Here is a 25,345-nt window from a genome sequence, read left to right as displayed (position 1 = left end):
GCGCCGCGGCGCCCTGCCCCGACTGCCGCTACGGGAGTTCTGCAGCGTACGAGGCTTCCCCACGGGGCGTGTCCGGCACGGCCAACTGCTCTGGCCGGCAGCCTCGTACGGGCGAGACGGGTATCGGCGGCGGCCCGGCGCCAGTAGTCCAGCAGGCCGGTCGGAGCGCCCGCCTCGCACAGGAGCGACTGCCTCCGGTCGGCGGCTCCCACGGTTGGTGAGCGTCTTCTGTGCCGCTGTGAAGGTTTGTTGAAGGCAGGCGAGCCGTGTCGTGTTCAAGCCGCAAACAGGGCCCCGAGTTGGCCGGAACTGCATGCAACATGACTGGTTTTTACCGATGTTGATGCCATTTCAGGGCGTAGCGGGCGCTCAGAAGGAGTGGCGTTCGGTGATAGCATCGCGGCGTCTGCGGCCTTGATCAACTTCTTGGTGATCCGAGGCCAGCCTGCTCTTCGTAGTAGCGCTCATGCAGTTCCCAAGGTGTGCGCTGCGGATCTTTCTGAGGCGCGTTCCGGCGATGTCTGCATGTCGCGCCCCGGGAAAGGTATCGATGAATCGAGACGTGCTCACATGGTGCCTCGGTGCTGCGGCGGTGATAGCCGCCGCCGCAGTGCTAGCACTCGTCGTCCGCAACAGAGCTCTGGGAGCAAGAAAACGACAGTTCGAGCGTGAGTCGGCGCACCGGCTGGCCGAGGCCCAGAGCAGGCTCTCGGCTGCTCTGGGCGACCTGCAGAAGTTCCGTGCCGAGCAGGACGCCGCACTGCGGGACGCCGAACGGACGGCGGAGGAGAGCACCAAGGCCGTCCTCAAGGGCGCGGTGCGCTTCCTGCAGAGCCTCGCAGCCGAGCAGACCACGCTCCTGGACGGCATCCAGCGCAAGCACGGCGGACACGCGGTCCTGTCCGACCTGCTGGACGTCAACCACGCCACCGCCCAGATGGCCCGCAAGGCCCAGGGCATCGCGGTCATGTGCGGCGCGCCTCTCAGCCGCCGCAGCCAGCCCGCCAGTGTCTACGACGTGGTGCGCAACGCCCAGGGGCAGATCCGCAACTTCAATCGCGTCGAGATCATGCAGCAGAGCGGGATCGCGCTGAAGGCGTCCGCCGTCTCGCCCGTCGCCCTCGCCGTCGCCGAGCTGCTCGACAACGCTGCCAGCTTCTCGCAGCACGACGCACCCATCGAGGTCACGTTCCAGCGTGTGCAGAAGAACCTGTGCATCGTGATCGACGACGCCGGTGTCGGCATGAACGACGAGGACCGGCAGAAGGCGACCGTGCTGCTGTCCGGCGCCACCGCCCCCCGCCTGTCCCAGCTCGGTGCCCAGCCGAAGTTCGGCCTCCCTGTCGTCGGCCTGATCGCGAGCCAGTACGGGTTCAAGGTGGACGTCACCGGAGTCTCCCGGTACGGCGGCGTCCGGGCCGTCGTCCTGCTGCCTGAGGAGCTGTGGACCATGGAAGAGACCCCGCAGGCCCCCGCTCAGGAAGCCCCCGTGCGTCGGATCCGGCGCATCCCGACCAGGGAGGACGAACCCGAGAGCCGCACGGTGCACGGTCTGCCGAAGCGGGGTGAGCGTCAGTCCCCCACGGCGAGCGTCACCGATGCCGGGAGTTCCGCCGGCGGGACCACCCGCCCGTTCAAGAAGGCCCGGGGCGCCGGTGGCCTGGCCGCCATCCAGCGGGGCACCATGTCGGGCCGTGCCGCCGAGACCCCGTCGTCCGAAGGGACCGAGGACGCATGACCACAGACATGTCGTGGATGGTCAAGGACATCGTGGACAACGTCCCCGGTGCCCGGCACGCCGTCGTGCTGTCGGCGGACGGTCTGCCGCGCGGGGCCACGGACGCTCTCACCGACAGGGACGTGAAGACGATCTCGGCCGCCATGTCCGGGATGCAGTCGCTGAGCCGGGCCACCGCGCACTTCGTCGGTGCGGCGCAGGAACAGCAGTGGAACCAGACGGTCATCGAGTTCTCCCACGGCTGGGTGTTCCTCATCGGGGCGGGACAGGGCGCCTATCTGGCCGCCGCCGCGGAGCCCGACGTCGACCTGCAGCAGCTGTCGTTCCGGATGAACCGCCTGGTCGCCAGGCTGGGCAACAACCTGACGTCACCGCCGCGGGCCGGTCTCGACGACCCCTCCCGGACGAGCGACGCCGCACGGCTCCCGCGCGCCGGGGCCGGCGGTTCGAACTTCGTGCTCAAGGAGCTGGACCAGGTCGTCGCCGAGGTGGCCGGCGCCCGGCACGCGCTGCTGCTCGGCGCCGACGGGCTGCCGCGCGGGGCGACCTCGGCGATAGGCAAGGATCTCGCGGACACGATGTCGGCGGCCATGACCGGCATTCACGCCTACAGCCGTGCGGCGGCGGATTTCGCGGGCGGCTCCCAGGACGCCGAATGGCAGCAGACGGTCATCGAGTACCAGCACGGCTGGATCTTCCTCATCGCGGCCGGGGACGACGGCTTCCTGGCCGCGGCAGCCGAACACGACTGCGACATCGAGGAGTTCACGACGCGCCTGTGCGACGCCGTGCCCGGGATCCTGGCGCCCGAGGGCCGGGAAGAGAGGGCCGACCATGTCTGACGGACCGGACGAGGAGCTGGAACTCACCTCTCCATTAGTCCCTCTTTTCGTGATCACGAACGGGCGTGGTCTCCCCTCGGATCACGAGTACGAGCACACCGCGTTGGTGACCGCGCACGACAGCGGCTCGTCCGCGGCCGCGCGTGCCCTGTCGCCCGAGGCACGCAAGGTCATGAATCTGGTCGCCGACGGATTCCTGTCGGTGGCGGAGGTCTCGGGCCACACCCACCTGCCCCTGGGCATCGTGCGGATCCTGCTGGCGCAGCTGGAGGAGGACGGCCTCATTCTCGTACGCAAGCCCATTCCCCGCGTCGAACGCGCCGAACGCGAACTCCTCAGCGCCGTGCTGGATGGCCTCAGAACCAAATTCGGAGCGTGAGCCGTGTATCTGAATCCAGACACTTCCAACTCGGTCAAGATCCTCGTCGTGGGTCATTTCGGGGTGGGCAAGACCACCTTGATCAACAGCATCTCCGAGATCGAACCGCTGCAGACCGAGGAGGAGATCACCGAGGCCAGCGAGGGCTACGACGATCTGTCGGGGACACCGAACAAGACGACCACCACCGTGGCCATGGACTTCGGCCGTCTCACCCTCAGCGACACCCTCGTGCTCTACCTCTTCGGAACCCCCGGGCAGGAACGCTTCAAGGAGATGTGGGAAGCACTGTCACGGGGCGCGCTGGGCGCCCTTGTGCTGGTCGACCCCACCCGACTGCACGACAGCTTCCCCATCCTGGACCTGGTCGAACGCTTCGGCCTGACGTACACCATCGGCGTCAACCACTTCGAGGGGACCGTCGAGTACCCGCTCGACGAAGTCCGCGAGGCGCTCAACCTCGCCGAGGACACCCCGATCGTGCACTGCGACGTGCGCGACCGCACGTCCTCGGCGCAGTCCCTCATCACCCTCGTGCAGCACCTCATGTCCATACTCGGCTAGGAGCCGGCATGCAACACCAGATCAACTCCCACCCGACACCGCCTCCCGGGTGCCCCGCGCACGGCAACACCCAGCTGTTCGGCCCCGAGTTCGGCTCCGCCCCCGAGCGCCACTACGAGCACCTGCGCTCGCTCGGCCCCAGCGCCCCCGTCGACATCGCCCCCGACGTCGAGGTCGAACTGGTCACCAGCTACGACGCGGCCCTGTACATCCTGCAGAACCCCGCCTCCTTCGTCCGCGACTCACGCCGCTGGAACGCGCTCAACGAGGGCCGGGTCCCCGCGGACAGCCCGGCCCTGCCCATGATGGGCTACCGGCCCAACGCCCTCTTCAGTGACGGTGCCGCCCATGCCCGGCTCCGCCAGGCCGTCACCGACAGCCTCGCCAGCATCGACGAGCTCCAGCTCGTACGGCAGACCCAGCAGTCCGCCGACTACCTGATCAGCCAGTTCTCCTCGGACGTGCGCGGCCAGGCGGATCTGATGGCCGACTACGCCCAGCCGCTGCCGCTGCTCGTCTTCAGCGACCTGTTCGGCTGCCCGCCCGAGATCGGCGACCGCGTCATCGCGGGCATCAGCGGCATCTTCGAAGGCACCCCCGGCGCCGACCAGGTCCTGGGCGGCGCGCTCGGCGAACTGATCGCCCTCAAGCACCGCCGGCCCGGCAACGACGTGACGACGCGGCTCATGCAGCACACCGCGGGCCTCAGCGACGAGGAGGTGCTGCACCAGCTCGTGACCCTGCTCTCCGGCGGCACCGCACCCCTGGCCGCGGCCATCGGTACGAGCAGCGCGCTGTACCTCGGCGAGGACTGGCCGGCCGGCCTCCCGGTCGAGGACGCGGTCGTCCAGACCCTGTGGAACTACGCGCCGATCGCCAACTACGCGGCCCACTACCCGACTCACGACGTCGACCTGGGCGGCCGGGTGCTGCGCGCCAACGACCCGGTGGTCATCTCCTTCGCCGCGGCCAACACCGACCCGAAGCTGACCGAGCACCGCGAGCAGCTCAGCGGCAAGGCCCACCTCGCCTTCGGCGCCGGACCGCACGCGTGCCCCGCCAAGGACCCGGCGTTCATGATCGCCGTCACCGCCGTCGAGTCGCTCCTCAACCGGCTGCCCGACGTCGAGACGCGCGTGCGCTTCCAGGATCTCGCCTGGGTGCCCGCGCCGTGGAGCCGGTCCCTGGTCAGCGTCCCGATCCGGTTCACCCCGCGCAGCGTGACCCAGACCGCGGCGGAGTCCTCCCGGCCCCAGGACGCCTCGCAGGCGCACGCCGCGCAGTACTCCTCCACCTCGTACCAGCAGCCGGCGGCGCACTCCGCATCCAAGGCCAAGTCCGGCCTTTTCAGTCGATTCCTGGCATGGACCAGGGGCGAGTGACGTAAGTAACCCTATGAGGACACAGTGTTATTGGATGCTTCAATAACCTCACGGGTACGTATGGCGGCTGTTGCTCAGAAAGGAGCCGCCACCGTGGGCAGCCTCACGACGTCGTCGTCCGACCGCCGCGCCACCGTTTCCCTCTTCTCCCGTCTGCGGACGGCGGAAGGACAGGCTGATCCCTTCCCCCTCTACTCGGAACTACGGTCCAAGGGCGGAGTCCGCCCCGCCCCCTGGGGCGGCCTCCTCGTCACCAGCTTCGACGCCTGCGACCGCGTACTGCGCAGCGCCGAGTGGCTGGAGCCGGACAAGAGCTGGCGCGACCGGCAGGGCCCGCGCACCCGCTGGAGTGCTCCGTCATCGCGCGAGATAGGCAGCACGATGCCCGCTCTCAACCCGCCGGAGCACACCAGGGTGCGCCGGGCGGCCGGCGGATTCGACCGGACGGCCATCCAGCAGATGAGCCGGACGGTCCTCCGGTTCACCGACGGTCTCCTCGACACCCTGGCCGAACGCCTCAGGGACGGCGAGGAGCACGCGGACTTCGCCGCCCTGGTCAGCGAGGAACTGCCGATCGCCACGATCGGCGCCTGGCTCGCCCTGCCGTCGGCCGACTGGCCACGGCTGCGCGAGCTGACCCATGAACAGGTCTTCACCCAGGAACTGCTGCCCTCCGGAAGTCAGTTGGCCCGGTCCGACGTCGCGATGGCCGAACTGCGCTCCTACTTCATGGAGCTCATCCGTGACCGGCGCGGGCACCCGGGCGACGACCCCGTCTCGCGCTGGATCACGACCTGGGACGCCATGGAGCCCGACCCCGACAAGGCCGACGAGGCGGTCTACTTCCTGGTCCTGTTCGTCCTGCTGGCCGCTCTGGAGACCACCTCGACCCTGTTGTCGACGATGACTCTCCACCTCGTCGAGGACCCCGCACGCTGGGACCTGCTGAGCGCCCGCCCCGACCTGGTACCCGCCTTCGTGGAGGAGACACTGCGCTACGACCCGCCGGCACACGTGATCAGCCGGGTCGCCGCACGGGACGGCCTGCTGGACGGCGTCGAGGTCCGGGCCGACGACATGGTCCACCTCATGGTGGGCGCCGCCCACCGCGACCCGGCCAAGCACCCCGATCCCGACCGGTTCGACCCGCACCGCAAGGCCTTCCACAACCTCGCCTTCAGCGGAGGCATCCACTACTGCCTCGGCGCTCCGCTGGCCCGGCTCGAAGCCCACACCCTCCTGCGCCAACTGGTCGGACGCCTGCCGCGCCTCACCCTGGCCCGACGCCCGCTCAGGGCACCCAGAGTGGCCTTCAGGCGTCTGCTGAACCTGGACGTCGCCCTCGCATGAACCACATACTCCCGCCCCCAGCCGTCCGCCCCTCCGCCATCGACACCGAGCAGGACGGCCCCGTCCTGCGGGTCCGCCTCAATCCCGACGGGCAGGACGACGTCCTGAGCGCCGCCGCGATCGACGACCTCATCGCCCTGCTGGACTCTCTGCACGGACGGCCCGACGTCCGTGTCCTGGTCCTGTCCTCCCTCGGACCGGACTTCTGCACCGGAGCGGACCGCGGCGAATTCCTGGACGCGGTCACCGCCGACCCGTCCGGCGCCGCCCTGCGACGAGCCGTGGACAAGGCCCACCGCCTCTGTCACGCCCTGGAGAACACCCACGCCGTCACCATCGCCCGGCTCCACGGCAAGGTCGTCGGCGCCGGACTCGCCCTTGCCGCGTTCTGCGACCTGCGGGCGGGCTCGGACACCTGCCGATTCCGCATGCCCGAAGTCGCACTGGGCCTCCCACCCGCCTGGGGAGGCGCCCTCGGCCGGCTGATATCCGAGGTCGGCGTCGCACCGATCCGCGAACTCGCGCTCACCTGCGAGGTCTTCGACGCCTCCGCCGCCCACCGGATCGGACTGCTCCACAAAGTGGTTCCCCACGACCAACTGGACCGCACCGTCGACGCGTGGACGAGACCACTCGCCCGACGCTCGCCCGAGACCCTCGTCCTCACCAAGCGCATGCTCGCCGGCTACGCACAGACCGGCACGGCCAACGTTTCCCTCCTCGACTCCCACCTTCTGTCCAGCACACTCAAGTAGCCCTGAAACGGCGCGGACTCACTCCGATCAGCGAGTCCGCGCCGTCAGGCGGAGACCGCGTTCCGCTGGTGGGCACGCCCGCACGTCGCCCCGGCCTGCTGGTTGTCCCCCAAACGCCGGAACGCGGGCGACGTTGCGGGAAGAATGGACACCATGCCGTACGAACACTCCTCCATCGACCCGACCAGGCCCAGCATCGCCCGCGTCTACGACTACTTGCTCGGCGGCAAGGACAACTACGCCGCTGACCGTGCAGTGGGCGATGTGTTCAAGCGCGACCTGCCCGGTTCGGTGGCGATCGCCTTCGCCAACCGCGGAGCCCTGACGCGGGCGGTCCGAGAGATCGCGACGACCACCGGTATCCGGCAGTTCATCGACCTGGGCAGTGGCCTGCCGACCGCGGACAACGTCCACCAGGTCGCACAACGGCACGCTCCCGACTCCCGCGTCGTCTATGCCGACATCGACCCCCAGGTACTGGTCCACGGCCGTGCGCTGCTGGAGAACGACCACCGCACCCGCGTGGTCGCGGTCGATGTACGCAATCCCGAAGCCGTGCGCACCCACCCCGACACCATCGAGCTCATCGACTTCGATCGCCCGGTCGCCGTCATCCTCAGCGCCATCCTCCACCACGTCAACGACGACGAGGACCCGGCCGGCATCGTCCGCTACTGGCGCGACCACGTTCCCTCCGGCAGCTACTTCTTTCTCAGCCACTTCCGCTCCGGCAACAACGCGGAGACAGCCGAGGCCGAGAAGGTCCTCCAGCAGACGTTCGGCCGCGGCAGGTGGCGCACCGACGCGGAGATCGCCTCCCTGCTGGAGGGCTTGGAGATCCTCGACCCGGGCATCGTCCCCGCCTCCCTGTGGCGCCCCGACGAGACCGGCGGCGCGTGCGACGTGGGCGAAAGACAACAACTCACGGTCTGGGAACACCTCATCGCCGCCGCACTGGCTCGAAAGATCTAACAGGATCCCAGAGCCTTTGCGTCGTCCCGGCACCGCCGGCCGCGATGCCGCAAGGAGCGGCATAGCTCGTCCGGGCTGTGAGGCTCGTGCGGGCTTTGAGGCCCGTGCGGCGTCAGCTTGTTCGTGTACGTGAGCTGTGGCGGACCAGGCCGGCGATGGCGGTGGCCACGAGTGCCAGGGCGGCGAGGCCGGAGAGTACGGGCAACACAGCCACATCGCTCCTCAGCTGCATCGCGGCGTTGACGGTGAGGAGGACGCCGGCGAGCAGATAGAGAGCACTCATAGCCCGGCTCGTCGGGACGATCCGCCACGTGCGGTCACTCATGTGTGCCTCCAACTGGCCTGATGTGCAATGCGGTTCACGTGCCCGAAGATCCAGCGATCATTCCCGCCGGGGATCGTGCCGACGTTCGCGCAGCGATGTGGCAGCGCGGGGGGAGAGGCTTACGGCGGCCCTCGCGCTGACAGACGGTTGCACCGTCGGCGAAGTGAGCCGCCTCCCCGCGCCGACAGGGCCTTGAGATGGTCAAGTGCGCTTATGTGCAGATGAGTTGGGAATGAACCGAGTAGCCTCCTCTGTCCTTGTCGGCCATGTGTGGTGAGCGGCGGGCAGTGTACAGGCGGGTGCGAAGCCGGCGACGGGGGACGTCTGTGGAGCGGGGCGCGGAGGGGCGCGCGGGGGACGGGGAAACACGCAACGAGTTCTCTGGATCCGGCGGGCCCGTGATCCAGGGGCGGGACTTTCTCGGTGCCGTCACCATCAACCGGTTCGTCGATCGCCCGGCCGAGGGGCCCGGGGACGCGGCCTTGGTACAGGCCGCGGACGACCTCGCATCCGCCGTCCAGCGCCAGTGGAGGGAAGAGGCGGCGCTGCGGCGTCTGAACGATCCGTATCCGCTTCCGGTCCGGTGGCGGCCCGCCGAGCCTCAGCTCATGGAGTCCTGGCGTTCACTGGTCCGGCTGGCCACCACCGGAGTCGGTCGGGCGTCGTCGGCCTCACCGTCCGGCTGGGCGTCCGGGCCGGAGGAGCTGACCGGAGGTGGCGGCGAGCTGGTGAGGGTCCTGGCCAGCGTGCCCACCGGCCGCCTGGTGCTGCTGGGGGACCCGGGCTCCGGCAAGAGCATGCTGCTGGTCCGCCTGGTGCTGGACCTGCTCGCGCGCCGCCGCCGCGGAGACCCGGTGCCTGTGCTCGTACCCCTGGCCTCGTGGGACCCGGATCGGGAGGACCTTGATCTGTGGCTGGAACAGCGGTTGGGCATCGACTACCCGTGGCTCGCTGACCCCGGCCGAACGGGAACCGCCAGGGCGCGGGAGCTGCTGGACGCCGGCGCGATCCTGTTGTTGCTGGACGGCTTGGACGAGATACCCGATCGCGTACGAGGCCGCGCGATCGCCCGCATCAACGACGCCCTGGGGCACCGCCCGGACCTCGGCATGGTCCTCAGCTCGCGCAGCGCCCCCTTCGCTGCCACCGTGCGGGCTCAGGACGGGTACGAGGTACGGGTGACCGGCGCGGCGGGCGTCGAGGCCGAGCCGCTTGACCTGGACACCGTCGCGTCGTACTTACGGGACTCCGCGGGCGGTTCGACCGGCGAAGCCCTTTGGCTGGAGGTGTTCGCCGCGCTGGACGCCGGGCACGACCCCCACCCGTTGGGCCAGTTACTGACGACGCCGCTGATGGCGTACCTGGCCCGCGTCGCCTACAACCCCTCGCCGAACACGGTGGAGGACGGCCCGTATGCCCCCGCGGTGGGGTCCGGACGGGGTCCTGCGCCGGACGAGCACGACGCCCACGTCGGGCGTCCCTTCGAACTCCTAAACCGCTCACGGTTCCCCACGGACACCACGATCCGGGAGCATCTGCTGGACGCCTTCATCCCCGCCTCCTACGCGCGGGACCGGGCCCCGGTAGCGGCCGGGCCCTCGGGATCGCGGCACAGATGGACGCGCGGGCAGGCGGCCCACTTCCTGACGTTCCTCGCCCGTGACCTGGAGGGCCGCCAGCAGGGCACCACCGACCTCAGATGGTGGGACCTCGCCGACGCAGCGCCGAGGATTCTGGCGGGGGTCGCGGTGGGGCTCGTGGCGGTGCCGGCCGGTCTGGTGATGCCCTTCGGTGCCTGGCTCGGGGTCGGCATGCTCGTCGGGGTCGCCGTGGCGATGGTCGGCCGGCGGTGGAGTCCACCCGCCCCGAGTTTCAACCGCGGGCTGGCAGGAGGTCTGATCGGCAGCCTTCTCGGCTCCGCGTTCGGGCTGGGCATGCGCCTCGCCCTCGGGATCCCCAGCCCGGCGGGCTATCTCGTCAGCGGGCTCGCGCTGGGCCTGGTGCCCGGGTTCCTCGGCGGTTTCCGGGCCGGTCTTGCGGGTGGTATCGCGGCGTCGTTCGTCGGGGCGTTCGTCGGCGAACCCGAGATGGGGGACTCGGCGCCGCTGGTCAACAGCGTCGGATTCGGCGTCGCCGCCGCCTGTGTGGTCACCCTGGGCCACGGCCGCCTTCCGGCGCGAGGAATCCGCTGGTCACCGCTCGGCATCCTCACCGGCCTGGGCGGCGGTCTCGCCCTCGGGATCGCGGTCACCCTGCAGGGCGGACTGCTCAGCGGGCTGCTGTCCGGGACGGTCGCCGCCGTCGGCGGTTCCTTCGGCGCCGGGCTGGAGGCCAAGCCGGCCGAGGCGACGGTCGCCGCGGATCCGCAGACGGTACTCGGCCAGGACCGCGTCACGTTCTGGACCACTGCCGCGGCGGGTGGCCTCGCCATCGGCCTGGCCGCCGCCGTCGTCGTAGCCTCGGCCCTGGGTCCGTGGCGGGGAGCCGCGGCCGGGGTGGCCGACGGGCTGGCCACCGGTCTGGCGTGGGGCTTCCTTCAGGCCAGGTACGGCTCGTTCACGCTCGCCCGATGGTGGCTCGCCCTGCGCGGCCAGGTGCCATGGCGGTTGATGTCGTTCCTCGCGGATGCCCATCGACGGGGAGTACTGCGGCAGGTGGGCGCCACCTACCAGCTCCGCCACGCCGAGGTGCAGCGTCGCCTCGCTCGGAGGACGTGAGCCGGGTCCTGTCGGCGACAACCGGTTCAGTCCTCCTGTCGGCCGCCCGGGTCGAGAGGGGCCGTGCCCTCTGTGCTGGGGCGTGTCGGTCCGTGTGCGTCGGCGTGCGTTGCACGGGGCTCGCCCGAGCCGTGCGCGTTGATGGTGAGGCCGTTGAAGTCCCGGCCCTGGACGACGGGGCCGTACTGGGTTCCCCCGCTGATCTGGTTCGTCACCGTGCTTTCACCCGTGCGTACCGACTGCGCCTGCAGCCACCAGTTGTCCAGGGCGAGGCGGAACTCCGCGTCGAGTGCGGCGCGCACGGCGAGGGCCGTGCGCAACTGATGGGCTCGCTCCAGCTCGTCGGGATGCCCTGCCAACGCCGTGAGTTCGGCCTCACCGGAACTCACGACGAGCGCACCGCCGGCCTCACCGCTGCGGAACGGGCGGCGGATCAGCGCGCTCAACGCGGTCCACGCCTGCCGGTGCGGCGCTCGTTCAGCGTTTCATCGGCCCCGTACCGGCGAATGCCGGAGCGGGAGGACGCCGAGTGGCGGGAGCCCGCTGCGGGGCCGGGCGGAACACAACGTCCAGCACCCCTCCCGGAGCACCCGAACCATCCGCCCACCAGGACATATACCCAACGAAAGGGGATACCGTCGCACCGGAACGTGGTGTTACGAGGCGGGTGGTGCGGGATGTCCGGCGGATGTGATGCGGCGTCGGCCTAGGAGGTCTCGATGCATCTCCTCGCTGCTGCGCAGGGCGAGTGCCGCCATGGTCAGAGAGGGGTTGGAGGTGGCCACCGTGGGCATGCTGCCGCATCCGACGGCATAGAGGTAAGGGTGGTCCCAGCAGCGTTGCCATTCGTCGACCACGGATGTGTGACGCGAGTCGCCCATGATGTGGGTTCCGGCTCCGTGACCGGCCGCCCTGTAGCCGTAGGAGCTTCCTTCGAACTCGAAGTAGCCGGGCCAGCCAGGCCCTTGTTCGAAACGCGTGTGGTCCTCTGCGCCCAGCAGGTCGAAGAGCTGGTCGGAAACCGTCTTCGCGGCGGCGATGCCGCGTTTGACGTAGTCGGACAAGTCGTAGTGGATGACCGGCCGCGGAATGCCCAGCACGTCGCGGTGACGAGGATCGATCGTCACGCGGTTCGCCGGGTCGGCCTCCTGTTCAATCTCGAACTGGAAAGCGAATTCGCGTCCGATCTGGTCGCCGAGCGCCCGCCGCAGTTCTGTACCGAGGATGCCGCGGCCGTCGGACCCTCCGGTGCCCAGGAATTCGGCGACCCGTTGCTCGGGCGGTCCCAGGGACCAGGTCCAGCCCCAGTTGCCGATCTCCACGCGAAACGGAGCGCGCCGGGCACGCGCGGCGCCGAAGCGGAAACCCTCCAGTCCGGAGGTTGAGCCGGGGCCACGATAGGCACCGACCTGCTGGGGCATCAGGCCCCACGTCAGCAGGACCGGGTGGTCCATCAGGTTGCGGCCGACCTGGTCGCTGCTGTTGGCGGCCTCGGAGACGAGGAGGAGCTTGGCGTTCTCGATCGCGTGCGCGGCCAGGACGACGAGGTCCGCGTCGACGCTGTGGGTCACTGCTTCGGTGGTGTCGTCACGGTAGGACCGGTAGTCGACACCGGCCGCCCGCCCGTCGGCTCCGATCCGGACCCGTGTGACGACCGCCCGGGTGACCAGGGTGACGGACGAGCCCCAGCGGGCCTGGGTCTTGAGGGGCGTGTACTTCGCCTGGGACGGGCAGATCGGTACGCAACTGGCGTAGCCCTGGCACAGCGTTCCCTGATCCGGCTGCCCCAGCCCCGGGGCGGGCCGGTAGCCGGCGCCGTCGTCGTAGGAGGGATGGGGCAGGCCGTTGCGGGCGTGTGGTGTCGTGACGACGCGCAGAGGGACCGGATCGTCCGCCCCGGGATCCCGTATGGCACCGCCGTCCAGGGACTTCGTCATCACCTGGTCCAGGTAGCTCTGCGGGATGGGCCGCATGGGGAACTGGTAGCCCTCCGGGAACGGCAGGCCGACCTCCGCACGCTGCTCCTCGGCATCGCCGGCCACCCCGATCTCCCGCTCGGCCGCGCGGTAGTACGGTTCCAGGTCGTCGTAGCCGAGAGGCCAGTTCCGCCCCTGCCCGAAGTCCCCGGCGCGGAAGTCCTCGGGGTGCATCCGGAGCGCGAGTCCGGTCCAGGGCAGGCCGGTACCGCCGTTGGCCCGCAGGTATCCGCTGCCGTACGGAAGCGGGCCGTTCTGCACGAAGTACTCGCCGACGTCGCCCATCGCCGGCGACGGTGCCGCGGTACTCGTCCGGTAAGGCGAGTTGGGCACCTTGAGCAGTGCGGTGCGGTACGCCTCGACCGCGTCCGCGTGCCCCCCGTCCGGGCTGGACGCGCCGTGTCCGGCCTCCAGCACCAGGACCCGCCAGCCCTGGTCGCCCAGGCGTTTGGCCACCAGGGAACCCGCGAAACCCCCACCGACCACGACCACGTCCCACCGCCGCCCCTGCGGACCGCTCATCGGGCGATCACCGACTCGGTATTACGTGCTCCCGTGGGCGCTGCCTCGGACGGGGCGGGCGCTGCCTCGGACGGGGCGTCGGCCCAGCTCCCGTGCGCCTGTGCCGCCGCGCCCGGCGCGTTCCCGCCGAACGCACGCCATACGAGACCCTGTTCATAGGCCTGGGACGAGACGACGTACGGTCCGGCCTCCCGTGTCCGCACTCCGTTGTCCGAGGGCGGCGAATCCGGCAGACCGGGCCATGTTCCGACGTACCAGAGGTGGGTGATCGCCCGCGCCAGCTCCCGGGCGGAATCGTCCTCGAAACGCGGCGGGCTGTCGGGGGCCCCCGCCACCGAGTCGGCGAGCTGGTCGAGCCGCTCAGCGCCTGCCTGATCCACGACGACCTGCCGGTACGTGTGCAACATGCCGGTCTCCTGCAACTCCCTGCAGTCGAAACCGGTCAGGTCCGCCGACAGAGCGGCGAACTGATGGAGTTCCATGATCTCGAAATCCCTTTTCCTATGCGGTCAGACAAGTTCTTCTCGTACACGCGCGCCCTCGCGGGACGGTGACCCTGCGCGGGCCGGGCTCCGCGCCGGATCGCTGGGCACGGCCGACGCCCGGACCGGTACCGGCGCCGCCGCGTCAGCGGGGTTCCGCCGTGGCGGCTCCACCGGATCGGGCACGGCGAACGACGTTCCGCGCGACGATCGGCGCATCCTGTGAGCCGGGGTTGTCGGCGCCGTGTGCCCCGGGAGCCCCGTCACAGATCGCCATCACTGCTCCCGTGCGCCAGGGAGGAGCGAAGGCCGTCCCGCGGCGGAGCCGGTACCGCCTCCCGCGTCGAGGCCGAACCGGTTCAGTTCGGCCGTGATGACGGCGGCGACTCGCGGCAGTTCATCGCTCTCCAGCATGTCCCAGTGGCCGCAGTCCACCGGTTCCACCACGAAGCCGCCGCCGGCGCGACGCTGCCAGAACGCGCGCAGTCGGGCGGCTGCCTCACCGTCCTCGTCGTCCTCCACGGCCATGGCCTGCATGAGCACCACGCGGGCCTGCGAGTCGGGCACCTCGTAGGCGAGGCCGGTTGCCTGGTGGTGGTTGTACACCGCGAGGTACCGGGCGACCTGGGCGTCGTCGATGCCCGGGTACATGCCGTTGAAGCGGATCAGCTTCTGCCGGAACTCCTCCATGCCGGTCGGCGTGAACGGGGCGTGCCGTTCCGCGTCCTCGGCGCCGCGGGTGTCGAGCAGGACCGCGCTGACCCTTTCGTGCCCGGCCGCCGCCAACTGGCGTGCCATCTCGTGGGCGATCAGCCCCCCGTAGGACAGCCCGCACAGCACCAGTGCCTCGTCCGGGCGGGGACCGACCAGCCGCAGGTACTCCTGGGCGATGGCCTCCACGGTCGGCAGGGTCGACTCACCGGGATTGATCCCCGGGGCCTGCAGGCCCATCACGCCGACGTCCTCCGCGAGCGCGGTGGACAACGGCAGATAGCAGAAGGCGGTGCCGCCGGCGGGGTGGACGCACACCACGCGCTGCCGGCCGTCTCCGGCGCGGAACTCGACCAGGCTGCTGTGCTTGGCGGGTCCGGCGGTCCCGGAGAGGGCGCCGCGAACGAACTCCGCGAGCGCCTCGATCGTGGGACGCAGCATGACGTCCCGGACCGGCAACACCACGCCGAGCTCCTCCTGCACGGCGTGTGCCATCTTGATCGCCGAGATCGAGGTGCCGCCGAGCTCGAAGAAGTTGTCCGCGACCCCGACGTCCGGGTGCAGCAGCACGTGCCGCCAGATCCGGTACAGGGCCATCTCGACGTGGTCACGGGGTGCGGCCGTGTTGACCTGCCCGGTACGGGTCCCGGCGGTCGCGCTCAGCACGGCTTCCCGGTCCACCTTGCCGTTGCGGTTCACGGGTAGCCGCGCGAACTCGGCGACGACCGCGGGGATCATGTAGTCCGGCAGCCGTTCCCCGAGCGCGAGACGCCATTCGTGGGGTGTCCGGTCGGGCCCGGGGTCGCGTCCCACGCCGGCCACCAGGTGCGGGTCGTCCGGCGTCCGGCGGTCGGCCAGGACGACCGCCTCCCGCACCCCGGGCACCGCCAGCAGAGCGGCCTCCACCTCGCCGGGCTCGATGCGGAAACCGCGCAGCTTGAGCTGGTCGTCGCTGCGGCCGACGTACTGGGCGTTGCCGTCCGGCAGCCAGCGCGCCAGATCGCCGGTGCGGTAGATGCGTTCTCCCGGCACGAACGGGTCCGGGACGAAACGCTCGTCGGTGAGGTCGGGCCGGTGCAGGTATCCGCGCGCCAGGCTCGCGCCTCCCGCGTACACCTCGCCGGGAACTCCCACGGGCACCGGGCGCATGCGGTCGTCCAGCAGGTACAGGCGCGTGCCGCGCAGTGGCCGCCCGATGGGGCACGACCGCGAGCGCGCCTGCGGATCGGTGTACGCGGTGGTGTAGAGCGTGGCTTCGGTCGGTCCGTAGCCGTAGCAGATACGAAGGCCGGGCAGGGCCTCGCGCATGCGGTGCAGCGCTGCTTCCGGCAGGGACTCCACGCCGGTGAGGAGCTGGCGCAGGCTCAGCCCGGCCAGCCGCCGGGACGGGTCCTCGTCGATCCACATGATGTAGGAGGGGGGAAGGAAGGCCTGGGCCACCCGCCGCTCCCGCAGCCAGTCCATGAGTGCCCCGGGGTCGCCGCGCAGCTCGTCGGGGACGAGGTGGAGCACCGCGCCCGTCGTCAGCGGTACGAGGAGTTCGTGGACCGAGGCGTCGAAGCCGATGCTCGACCAGGCCGAGGCGGCCTCGCCCGCGGCGTCGCCCATGAGTGCGCGCCAGTGGTCGAGGAGGTTGACGACGCTGCCGTGGGTCACCGCCACCCCCTTGGGGCGGCCGGTCGACCCGGAGGTGTAGATGACGTAGGCCAACCGGGCAGGGTCCGGGTCGATCTGCGGCGCGGCCTCCTGCGTGCCTTCCGCCTCGACAGCGGCCAGGTCCTGCCAGGGGCCGCTGTCGGCCGCCGGGGTCGCGTGGTCGGTCAGCACGAGCGCCGGCCTGGCATCGGCCACCATGGCCGCGAGCCGTTCGGCGGGCTGTCCGGGGTCGAGCGGGAGGTAGGCGGCCCCGGCTTTGAGGATTCCCAGGACCCCGACGACCAGTTCGAGCGTGCGCCCGGCGTGCAGGCCCACCACCTGGCCGGGGCGGACACCGCGGGCGATCAGCGCGTTCGCCAAACGGTCGGCCCGCAGGTCCAGCGCCGCGTAGGTCACTTCCGCGTCCCCGGCGACCACCGCCGGCTGTTCGGGCCGGGTCCGCACCTGTTCCGCGAAACGCTCCAGCAGGGCGGCGGACGCCGGTGTCACCGGGTCGCCTCCCCAGCTGAAGGCCGACAGGATCTCTCGCTGCTCGTCCTCGTCCAGCAGGGTGAGGTCGCCGAGGTCCGCCGTGGGCCGCTCGGTCATGAGCCGGAACACGCGCAGGAGTTGGCGTGCGAACCGCTCGACGGTCGTCCGGTCGAAGAGGGCGGTGGCGTACTCGATCCCGCCGACCAGGCGCGAGCCCTCGTCGGCAACGACCGCCACCAGGTCGAATTTCGCGGCGACGTGTGAGTCGTCCTCACGCACCTCGACACTCACGCCGGGAAATTCGAGCTCCTGCCGCATGGAGGGAACCCACGCGACCATCGTCTGGAACAGGGCCGTGTAGGCAGGACTGCGCGGCGGGTTGACCAGTTCCACGACCCGTTCGAAAGGCAGGTCCACATGAGCGAGGTCTTCACGCAGCCGCCGGTTCACGCGCTTCAGCGCCTCCCCGACGGTCGGTGAGCCGGACAGGTCCGCGCGCACGGCAAGGGTGTTGGCCAAGAAGCCGATGAGGCCTCCGACGTCGCCCTGCCGGCGGTTGGCCGTCGGGGTCCCGACAACGATGTCTTCCTGCCCGGAAAGCAGGGACAGCAGGACCGACCAGCCGGTCAGGACCGTCGCGTAGAGGGAGACCCCGTGGTGCTCCGCCAGGCCTCGCAGCGCCTGGGTGAGGTCCTCGTCGACGACCAGGGCCGCCCTGCCGCCCCGGAAATCCTGTTCGGGCGGACGGGTCCGGTCGGTGGGCAGGGGGAGCACGGCCGGGACCCCGCTCAGCGCACCGGTCCAGTACTCGGCGTACGCGGCGGCTTCCTCTCCCGCCATCCAGTCCCACTGCCAGCGGGTGTAGTCGCTGTACTGCCACCGCAGTTCCGGCAGGGACACTTCCTGTCCTTCGCGCAGCGCGGCGTACACCGTGCTCAGCTCCCGCAGCAGCAGGGACTGGGACCAGCCGTCGAAAATGAGGTGGTGGGCCGTGAGCAGAAGGACGTGGTGGTCCTCACCCAGCACGACCAGACGGCCGCGCGTCATGGCTTCCTCCCCGAGGCGGAAGGGAGTGCTGCCCACCGCCCGCTGGGCCTGTGCGAGGCGCTCGTCCGCGTCCGGTAGCCCTCTCAGATCCTCGACGGTGACGGGGAAGCCCGTCTCCGGGGGATCGACGACCTGGAGTGCCGAGCCCTCGGCCGGCACCAGCCGGGTGCGGAGTGCTTCGTGCCGGGCGGCGAGCAGGTGCAGCGCCTGGACGAGGAGGTTCGCGTCCAGGGGCCCCTTGAGGTCGAAGTTCATGAGCCCGTGGTACGCGGCGCTGGCCTCCCCACCCATCCGCGCCAGGACCCACAACCTCTCCTGTGCCAGTGACAGGGGGGCAGGGTCGGACGAGGAGACGCCGGCGGGGCCTGATGCCGATGGGGCCGACAGGGGTGACGGGAGAATTCGGGGGGTGGCAATGCGAGGCACAAAGTCTCCTTCATGAGAAAGGAAGACGGCGAAACAGGCGTGGGACGCGGCGCAGGACGGCCTGTGTCCGGTCGGCTGCACCGGCGACCGGGAGCATCGCGAGGGCGGCAGCTGAATGCGTGGTGGCTGCGTCGGGCCTCGGCGTGCCGGGCAGGATTCCGAGGCGCCCGTCCGGCGGCGGGCTTTCGTCGTAACTCAGGAACTTTTATCGGCGCGTCACCGGCGACGGGACGTCAGGGGGATCGGTCTCACGTAACTGGACTAGCAATGCATATGGCTAATCATGAATTAATGGTTCGTCAGGCAAAAGTACATCCCAGACCGCTTTAAAGGTCAACAGTGACGCAGGTCACACAATCTCCCGGGGTCGAAATGTTTGGATCCGTCATGTCTCGAAAAAGGTTATGGCGGCAATTCTGTCAAATATCACCACCCTTCCGTCATGAGGAACTGGGCGAGTGAAGTCCGATGCGCGCCGAAAAGGCGTGCGGTCCGGCGATGTCGAATCTCCCGACCTTGTCGCCGGTTGTCGAAACCCGCGCGCCCTCCGGCCCGTCCATACGTGGTGGGCTGCACCGTTTCGCCGGACTGAAGCCTTGACGGGGCGTAGATCTTCAATACGCTGAAGCGGCTTGAGATTCACGGAGGCGCTTATGGGCAAGGCCCGAACCGGTGCGGTCGCGGGTGTGGCAGCATCTCATGCGTCCCCAGCGGTGGACGTGTCGGCGCGTGTCGTGTTCCTGCGATTGCGCCTCGCGGGAACTGGACATCACTACCAGAGCGAAAATTTTCATCTCCGACTGAATGCATATCGGTCCGTACGGGTTCGTCCCGAAGGAGTCCGGCCGACTCCGCGGCGATTTCTGCTCCCCATGCGAGTTCCCACCGTCACAGCGGTTCACCGTCCGGTAATCCGCCCTTGAGCAGATCCGGCTCCGGCCGACCGTGCCCGCCCCCGGCCCGGGTGCTGCCGCTTCCTCACACCCACACACCGTCACGGACCCCCGGCTGATCCGGGCAACCCAGTAGAGGCCTCTGCATGCGTGTCCGCCGAGACCGAAAGGTCACACCCCAGGTCCTGAGGACCGCGGAAAGGACGTTACTTCGATGAGCACCGACGGCCTGCCTTTGGACGGTGTGACCGTCCTCGACTTCACCCAGGTCTTCATGGGCCCCAGCTGCACCCAGTTGCTGGGTGATTACGGGGCCGATGTGATCAAGATCGAGCGCCCCGGAACCGGCGACCTCTCCCGGACATCCTTTCCGGACCGGGACGGGCTGGACGGGCCGATCTTCCTCGCCATCAACCGGAACAAGCGCAGCGTCTGCGTCGATGTCCGCGCACCCGAAGGCAAGGAAGTGATTCTGAGCCTGGTCCGCACGGCAGACGTGGTGGTGAGCAACTTCCGCGGTGGTGTGATGGAACGGCTCGGTTTCGGCTACGAAGACCTGCGGACGATCAACCCTCGTCTCATCTGGGCCTCCGGCACCGGCTTCGGAAGCGCCGGCCCGTACAGCCACAAGGGTGGCCAGGACGTGATCAGCCAGGCCTACTCCGGGGTGATGTGGCGCCGCGAGTCACCGGACCTACCGCTGTCCGTCTACGCCACACCACTGGGCGACTACACCACCGGCATGCATCTGCTGCAGGGCATATTGCTCGCGCTGTTCACCCGGACCAGGACCGGGGAGGGCCAGAAGGTCGAAGTCAGCATGTACGACTCGATGCTGCACATGCAGATGCAGGAGGCCTGCGCGCAGCTGAACCGCGGCTACGAGGTCAACTGGGCCAGCATGCCGCTCAGCGGTGTCTTCCCGACCATGGACGGCGCGGTCTGCATGGTCGGAGCGTTCAAGGAGAACCCGCTACGCGCGGTGTGCGCGGCCCTGGAGATGGACGAGGACCTCTCGCTGCGCGAGGAGTACTCCACCATGGAGGCGCAGTTCCAACGACGCCCGCAGCTGCAGGCGATCTTCCGGCAGCGGTACGCGAGCAACGTCACGGACCACTGGATCCGACGACTGGAGGAGCAGGACATCCTCTGCGCCCCGGTGCGCACCCTGGAAGAGGCGCTCGCAGACGAACAGACCGCGGTCAACGGCATGATCGTCGATATGGACCACCCGGTGGCCGGCAAGATCAGGGCGGTCGCCGCACCCATCCTCCTCTCCGGCGCCCGCATGGCCGTCCGTCACAGCCCGCCGCAGCTCGGCGAGCACAGTTCCGAAGTCCTCAGGGAACACGGCTTCGACGACGCCCGGATCGCCGCGCTGGTGGAGAGCGGTGTCCTGCGGTGACCGCAGCACCCTCCGCGGACGAAGTGCGCCTGGAGATCGACCAGCACGTCGCCCGTGTAACCCTCGACCGACCCCACGTGCTCAACGCCGTCGGCGCCAAGACGCTGCAGCACCTCAACGAAGTCTGGGAACGCATCGAGTCGGACCCCGGGGTCCGAGTCGTCGTCGTGACCGGCGAAGGCGACCGAGCCTTCTGCACCGGCGCCGACATGTCCGCCGAGGAGACCGACAGGACCGGTTTGGAGTACTGGGCCGCTCTCGACCCCAACGGTTTCGGCGGCCTGTCCCTGCGCACCACCCTCGACGTCCCGGTCATCGCCCGGGTGAACGGGTACGCCCTCGGCGGTGGCATGGAGATGGTCCTGGGCTGCGACATCGTCGTCGCAGCCGATCACGCCCAGTTCGGGCTCACCGAGCCGCGTGTCGGACGCGTCCCACTCGACGGGGGAGTCACCCAGCTTGTCCGCCGTCTGCCACATACCCAGGCGATGGGTCTGCTGCTCACCGGGCGGCGGGTGAGCGCGGCCGAGCTCGCGGGGATGGGACTGGTCAACGAGGTGGTTCCGGCCGAGCAGTTGGACGAGGCGGTCGACCGCTGGGTCGCCGGTGTTCTCGCGTGCGCTCCCACCTCGCTGCGTGCCATCAAACAGATGGTGCAGCGCACCGCGCACCTGACCAGTCAGGAGGCGCGGACGACCCGTCTGCCGGCGCTGATGGCAGCCCTGGACAGCGAGGACAGCCGCGAGGGCGTCCGAGCCTTCAGGGAGAAACGCCCACCGAACTGGCCCGGGCACTGAACCGCCGGCGATCAGCGGCAGATCACTGTGGAGGATGACATCTGACATCTGCCGGCTTGGCCGGCCGCCCGGCCACAGGCCCGGTGGGATCCTTCTCGTTCCAAGCCGCCCGGTGCCGTCAGCAGGTCAGCCCCCAGCCTCTGACGGCACACGCGAGGGGTCCCACTGGGACTATCGGGTGTCGCGCCGTCGACGCGTGCGCTCGAACTCGGCGACGTCCGATATCCAGGGACCGTGCTGTTCGAGTGCGGCGCAGCCGCCGTGGACGAAGGCGCTCACCAGGTTCCGGTAGCCGCCGATGCCGTCGACCAGGCTGTACTCGACCCGGTACTCCGGGTCCGACCCGCCCTTGCCGTCGCCCTCGCGCAGCGTCGTGATGCGGGCGACGGAGTCAGCGTAGAAGTGGAGCTGGATCCCTTCGCCCAACTCCTCGTCCTCGATGGTGAACACTTCGTTGTCCGCGGCGGAGCGGTTGCCGACGAACTCCCAGAACTCCGCGGCGGCACTGCGGGGACCGTCCCGTAGCCACTTCTTCTCGACGCCCTTGTCGTCGGTGAACGACAGGGCCGTCTTCCTCGCGCTTCCGCCGAAGCCGGCGCGGTGGCCGGCGGTCTCCTCGTCCTCCTCCACGGGTGTGTTCCTGGAGCGGCCCGCGGCCTCCGAGCACATCAGGAAGCTCACGGTGCGCACCGCGTCATCGACGAGTTCAGGGTGTGCACGGCGCACGGCCGCTTCGACCGTCGTCTGCATCCGTTCCCAGTCGCGTTTGTCCGTGGCGCGGTTTCCCCGTCGCGGGTCACGGCTGATCCGCATCCCGGCGGACGCCTGCTCCGCGGTGGCGATCACCCGCATGACCTGGGGCAGTAGCGCGGGGTCGACGGCATCGGGCATCCGCTTCGGAACCGTCGCGCCGTGCACATACTGGCCCGTGTACCGCAGAGTCGCGGCGTCGAGGGGACCGAGTACTGCTCCGCGCTCGGCGCGGCGGCGGTCCGCGTGGTACTCCTGAGCTCGTTCCCCGTTCGACGTCTCTGTCGCCGCGCGCATCGCCGCGCATACCTGACCGCGCTCAAGCAGACCGACGTCGGCTCCGTGGGCGATGAGCCGGCTCCTGTCCCACCGGATGCGCCGGAAGAGCGCGTCGACGTCCGCGGGCGCGGCGAGGAGGATCGGGTCCAGGAGTGCGGCGGCAGCGTCCTCGTCGAGCCGGCCCCGGGTTCCGGCGGCGTCGCACAACGGAAGCACCGCACTCCACAGCAGCAGGTGTCTGGCCAGGTTCTCCCTGATCACCACAAGATGGGCTTCGCCGATCGGGAAAGTGAACGTACGAGGCTCATGGTTGGCGTCAGCCCCCGCACCGAGCGTCAGCTTCAACTCGCCGTCCTCACGGACCACGCTCGGAATCCAGCCACTCATGCGCGTGAAAACGATGTCGCTCATGGCCCCAGTCTGTCAGCGCGGCGAAGGGGTGAGGGTGGTGCGGTCGAACGGGCCGCCGTGCGCGGCGGCGTACGCGACGGCGTCGTTGACGGCATCGAGACCGAACGAGCGGACCCGTTCGGGGGCGAGGTCCAGAGCGCCCGAGGCGAGGAGCCGGATGATGCCGACATTTGCTGTGCGCGGGTACATCCACTGCCCGCGTACGGTGATCGAATTGCGCATGATCCATGGGTACGGCAAAGCGAGGTCGTCGCCACCGAGCATGCCGACGCCGCCCATGAGAACGACACGGCCGTACTCGCGCACGGTCATGGCCGCCGCGCGCGACACCGAGCTGGGTGCACTCGGCGGGAGCAGGTCGATCACCATGTCGACCGGCCCGCCGGCCGCCTCCAGGACTGCCGCGCGATCGGTGGCCTCGTCCGCGGTCAGCGGGACAGGCCGCAGCCGCGGGCCGAACCGGTCAGCCAGCAGGCCGAGTGCGGCCCGGTTGCGGCCCGGGGCGATCACCCGGCCCGCGCCCATCGCGAAGGCGACCGCGACCGCGCTGCTGCCGAGGTTGCCGGTGGCGCCACTGACCAGCAGTGTCTCGCCGGCTGCGAGGTGGCCTGCCAGCAGTCCGCCGTAGGAGATGGCGTGCACCGTGAGCGCGGCCCAGCGGGCCGGATCGTCTCCCGCTGCGGGAGGCAGCGGGAAGACGTTCTCGGTCGGGACTCGCATGCGTTCGGCGAACGCGCCGTCGTGCAGGTGGCGGGCGAGCCGTGCGCCGCCCTCGCCGCGCGAGCTCCAGCCCTGGAGCGTGATGTCGGGTGTCAGGGCGTCGTCGCGTGAGCGCACCGTCGAGTCGCACCACACCAGGTCGCCGACGCGCAGCCGGGTGGCGTCCGGACCGATGTGGAGGATCCGGCCCACGCCGCCGACGCCGGGCACGACAGGGGGCACGAGGGGGTAGTTGCGTCTGCCGCTGAAGACCTCGGCCGCGTAGGGTGCCACGCCGGCGGCGAGGACCTCGACCACCACCTCGCCGTCCCCGGCCTTGGGATCGGGCAGCTCCCGCACCGTGAGCGGGGCGCCGAACTTCGTCAGAACTGCTGCTCGCACGTGATGGCCTCCTGGTTCGTCCGTGCTCGTGGCATCGACGTTAGGAGCTGGACAGGCATGCGGGAAGCGATGATCCGGCATGTGTGGTATGCGTAGGCCGCATGGATATCTCCAGTGCGGGACTGCGGGTGCTGCGGCAGATCGCCGAGTCGGGCAGCTTCACCGCCGCGGCCACCCACCTCGGCTACACGCAGTCGGCCGTCTCACGCCAGGCCGCCGCCCTCGAACGCAGCGCCGGCGCCGTCCTGTTCGAGCGCCGTCCGGACGGGGTACGGCTGACCGCCTCCGGCCTGACCCTGCTGCGGCACGCCCACACGGTCCTGGCCTCGCTCGCGGAGGCCGAGCGTGAGCTCGCCGGCGCCGCCTCCCGGACCGAACGGGTGCGGCTGGGCGTCGTCATGAGCGCGGGAGCAGCCGTCCTGCCCGCCGCGCTCGCACGCCTGGCGGAGGCCGGCCCGCCCATCACGGTCACGACCAGCGAAGGCACCACACCCCGTCTGGTCCGGGCGCTGCGTGCAGGGTCGCTCGACCTTGCCGTGCTGACGTCCCGCCCGCCCCACCGGCCCTTCGACGGCGATGCGCCGCCCCTGCACGTCGAGACCGTCACCGACACCGAGCTGGTGGTGGCGGTGCCGTCGACCGGAGAGTTCGCGGGACGCACCACGGTGCACATCGCCGAACTGGCCGACGCCGGGTGGATCGCCGCCCCCTCGTCGAGAGCCGAACCGCTGCTCGGTGTCTGGCCCGGCCTGCCCGGACGGCCACGGATCGTCCACTCCGTAAGCGACTGGCTGACGAAACTCCACCTGGTCGCCGCAGGCTTCGGCGTGACGACGGTGCCCTCCCGGCTCTCGCCCCTGCTGCCGCCCGGGGTGAGTCTGCTGCGTGTGGACGGCGCACCACCCGAGATCCGCCGGGTCCTCGTGGCACGCCTGCCCGGTCGTCCCACCCCGGCGATCACGGCCGTCACCCGAGCCATCACGGCGACCGCCTGAACCAGGACAGGCGCTCGACGGCGCAAGCGGTTGCGTCGTGTCCTGCCGAGGGGCGGCTTGGCCTGGGCCGTGCGGCCGCGGGCCACGCGTATCGTGGGGCTCTCGTCCGAGCAAAGGCAGTGCGCACCGTGTTCCAGGAGACCCCCATCTACAGCCGACTCGTTGCCGAGCGAGGCGACATCGTCCAGCAGGTCCGCGGGGAAGCGGACCGTGTACGCCGCGACCTGGAGCAGGTCATGCGTGCTTCCTCCGGTCTCGGTCCGCTCTCCCGGCCGGTTCTCCCCGGTGGTGCCGTTTCTCCCCGAGTCCGGTGACTACCGGTAGCGGCAGCGGTACTTGAGTACACCTCGGCGTTCCGGCGTACGGTTCGCCAGGTTGGGGTCCGTGCCTGCTCCGACA

General features: G+C 70.0%; 20 protein-coding genes. 13 read left to right on the top strand and 7 right to left on the bottom strand.

All coding sequences use genetic code 11. The features are described 5' to 3' along the window. Positions 1-550 precede the first annotated feature (550 nt). The 8 genes from ACFWGJ_RS21460 (at position 551) to ACFWGJ_RS21425 (ending at position 7,982) form a co-directional block, all read left to right on the top strand. Complete coding sequence (locus tag ACFWGJ_RS21460; RefSeq protein ID WP_387326869.1) at positions 551-1,738, top strand: ATP-binding protein; 1,188 nt, start codon at positions 551-553, stop codon at positions 1,736-1,738. Then, a complete protein-coding gene (locus ACFWGJ_RS21455; RefSeq protein ID WP_387326866.1) occupies positions 1,735-2,580 on the top strand; it encodes a roadblock/LC7 domain-containing protein in 846 nt (281 codons plus the stop codon). Before ACFWGJ_RS21460 ends, ACFWGJ_RS21455 begins: the two co-directional genes overlap by 4 nt. Further along, complete coding sequence (locus tag ACFWGJ_RS21450; protein ID WP_387326863.1) at positions 2,573-2,959, top strand: DUF742 domain-containing protein; 387 nt, start codon at positions 2,573-2,575, stop codon at positions 2,957-2,959. The genes ACFWGJ_RS21455 and ACFWGJ_RS21450 overlap by 8 nt, the downstream gene beginning before the upstream one ends. A 3-nt stretch (positions 2,960-2,962) precedes the next feature. Then, positions 2,963-3,523: an ATP/GTP-binding protein gene (locus ACFWGJ_RS21445; protein WP_387326860.1), complete on the top strand. Its 561-nt coding sequence runs from the start codon at positions 2,963-2,965 to the stop codon at positions 3,521-3,523. Positions 3,524-3,531: 8 nt separating this feature from the next. Continuing rightward, on the top strand, positions 3,532-4,905 hold the full coding sequence (locus ACFWGJ_RS21440) for a cytochrome P450 (RefSeq protein ID WP_387326857.1): 1,374 nt from the start codon (positions 3,532-3,534) through the stop codon (positions 4,903-4,905). 60 nt (positions 4,906-4,965) lie between these two features. Continuing rightward, the gene (locus tag ACFWGJ_RS21435) at positions 4,966-6,255 is read left to right on the top strand and encodes a cytochrome P450 (RefSeq protein ID WP_387326855.1); all 1,290 of its coding nucleotides are present in this window, start codon (positions 4,966-4,968) and stop codon (positions 6,253-6,255) included. Continuing rightward, the gene (locus tag ACFWGJ_RS21430; protein ID WP_387326852.1) at positions 6,252-7,010 is read left to right on the top strand and encodes an enoyl-CoA hydratase/isomerase family protein; all 759 of its coding nucleotides are present in this window, start codon (positions 6,252-6,254) and stop codon (positions 7,008-7,010) included. Before ACFWGJ_RS21435 ends, ACFWGJ_RS21430 begins: the two co-directional genes overlap by 4 nt. A gap of 153 nt (positions 7,011-7,163) precedes the next feature. Continuing rightward, a complete protein-coding gene (locus tag ACFWGJ_RS21425; protein WP_387326850.1) occupies positions 7,164-7,982 on the top strand; it encodes an SAM-dependent methyltransferase in 819 nt (272 codons plus the stop codon). A 112-nt stretch (positions 7,983-8,094) separates the two neighbouring features. On the opposite strand, the gene ACFWGJ_RS21420 is transcribed toward ACFWGJ_RS21425, so the two are convergent. Further along, positions 8,095-8,307: a hypothetical protein gene (locus ACFWGJ_RS21420; RefSeq protein WP_387326848.1), complete on the bottom strand. Its 213-nt coding sequence runs from the start codon at positions 8,305-8,307 to the stop codon at positions 8,095-8,097. A 398-nt stretch (positions 8,308-8,705) separates the two neighbouring features. On the opposite strand from ACFWGJ_RS21420, the gene ACFWGJ_RS21415 reads away from it, so the two are divergent. Further along, positions 8,706-11,024 (top strand): NACHT domain-containing protein, encoded by a 2,319-nt coding sequence (locus ACFWGJ_RS21415; RefSeq protein ID WP_387326846.1) that lies wholly within the window; start codon positions 8,706-8,708, stop codon positions 11,022-11,024. Positions 11,025-11,050: 26 nt separating this feature from the next. Here the strand turns inward: ACFWGJ_RS21415 and ACFWGJ_RS21410 are convergent, their stop codons facing one another. The 4 genes from ACFWGJ_RS21410 to ACFWGJ_RS21395 form a co-directional block, all read right to left on the bottom strand. Beyond that, positions 11,051-11,470, bottom strand: a complete 420-nt coding sequence (locus ACFWGJ_RS21410; protein ID WP_387326844.1) for a hypothetical protein — start codon at positions 11,468-11,470, stop codon at positions 11,051-11,053. A gap of 210 nt (positions 11,471-11,680) precedes the next feature. Beyond that, entirely contained in the window at positions 11,681-13,522 is a 1,842-nt protein-coding gene (locus ACFWGJ_RS21405; protein ID WP_387326841.1) for a GMC oxidoreductase, read from the bottom strand. Then, on the bottom strand, positions 13,519-14,004 hold the full coding sequence (locus ACFWGJ_RS21400; protein ID WP_387326838.1) for a hypothetical protein: 486 nt from the start codon (positions 14,002-14,004) through the stop codon (positions 13,519-13,521). The genes ACFWGJ_RS21405 and ACFWGJ_RS21400 overlap by 4 nt, the downstream gene beginning before the upstream one ends. A gap of 276 nt (positions 14,005-14,280) precedes the next feature. Beyond that, complete coding sequence (locus ACFWGJ_RS21395; protein WP_387326836.1) at positions 14,281-18,315, bottom strand: amino acid adenylation domain-containing protein; 4,035 nt, start codon at positions 18,313-18,315, stop codon at positions 14,281-14,283. Between the two features lie 1,107 nt (positions 18,316-19,422). Here ACFWGJ_RS21395 and ACFWGJ_RS21390 point away from each other — a divergent pair. Together ACFWGJ_RS21390 and ACFWGJ_RS21385 are read left to right on the top strand one after the other, a co-directional pair. Next, positions 19,423-20,613: a CaiB/BaiF CoA transferase family protein gene (locus ACFWGJ_RS21390; protein ID WP_387326833.1), complete on the top strand. Its 1,191-nt coding sequence runs from the start codon at positions 19,423-19,425 to the stop codon at positions 20,611-20,613. Further along, positions 20,610-21,410 carry an enoyl-CoA hydratase-related protein gene (locus tag ACFWGJ_RS21385; RefSeq protein WP_387326830.1) on the top strand — a complete coding sequence of 267 codons (801 nt, stop codon included), beginning with the start codon at positions 20,610-20,612 and terminating at the stop codon, positions 21,408-21,410. Before ACFWGJ_RS21390 ends, ACFWGJ_RS21385 begins: the two co-directional genes overlap by 4 nt. 171 nt (positions 21,411-21,581) lie before the next feature. Here the strand turns inward: ACFWGJ_RS21385 and ACFWGJ_RS21380 are convergent, their stop codons facing one another. Together ACFWGJ_RS21380 and ACFWGJ_RS21375 are read right to left on the bottom strand one after the other, a co-directional pair. Beyond that, a complete protein-coding gene (locus ACFWGJ_RS21380) occupies positions 21,582-22,850 on the bottom strand; it encodes a DUF6357 family protein (RefSeq protein WP_387326827.1) in 1,269 nt (422 codons plus the stop codon). Positions 22,851-22,862: 12 nt separating this feature from the next. Next, positions 22,863-23,951, bottom strand: a complete 1,089-nt coding sequence (locus ACFWGJ_RS21375) for an alcohol dehydrogenase catalytic domain-containing protein (protein WP_387326824.1) — start codon at positions 23,949-23,951, stop codon at positions 22,863-22,865. A 101-nt stretch (positions 23,952-24,052) separates the two neighbouring features. Between ACFWGJ_RS21375 and ACFWGJ_RS21370 the strand changes: the two genes are divergently transcribed. Then, positions 24,053-24,946 carry a LysR family transcriptional regulator gene (locus tag ACFWGJ_RS21370; protein ID WP_387326823.1) on the top strand — a complete coding sequence of 298 codons (894 nt, stop codon included), beginning with the start codon at positions 24,053-24,055 and terminating at the stop codon, positions 24,944-24,946. Positions 24,947-25,074: 128 nt separating this feature from the next. After that, positions 25,075-25,260, top strand: a complete 186-nt coding sequence (locus ACFWGJ_RS21365) for a hypothetical protein (RefSeq protein ID WP_387326872.1) — start codon at positions 25,075-25,077, stop codon at positions 25,258-25,260. The last annotated feature ends 85 nt before the right edge of the window (positions 25,261-25,345 follow it).

The sequence above is a fragment of the Streptomyces sp. NPDC060205 genome (assembly GCF_042728395.1).
Classification (GTDB): domain Bacteria; phylum Actinomycetota; class Actinomycetes; order Streptomycetales; family Streptomycetaceae; genus Streptomyces.
This window is presented reverse-complemented; position numbering and strand designations above follow the sequence as displayed.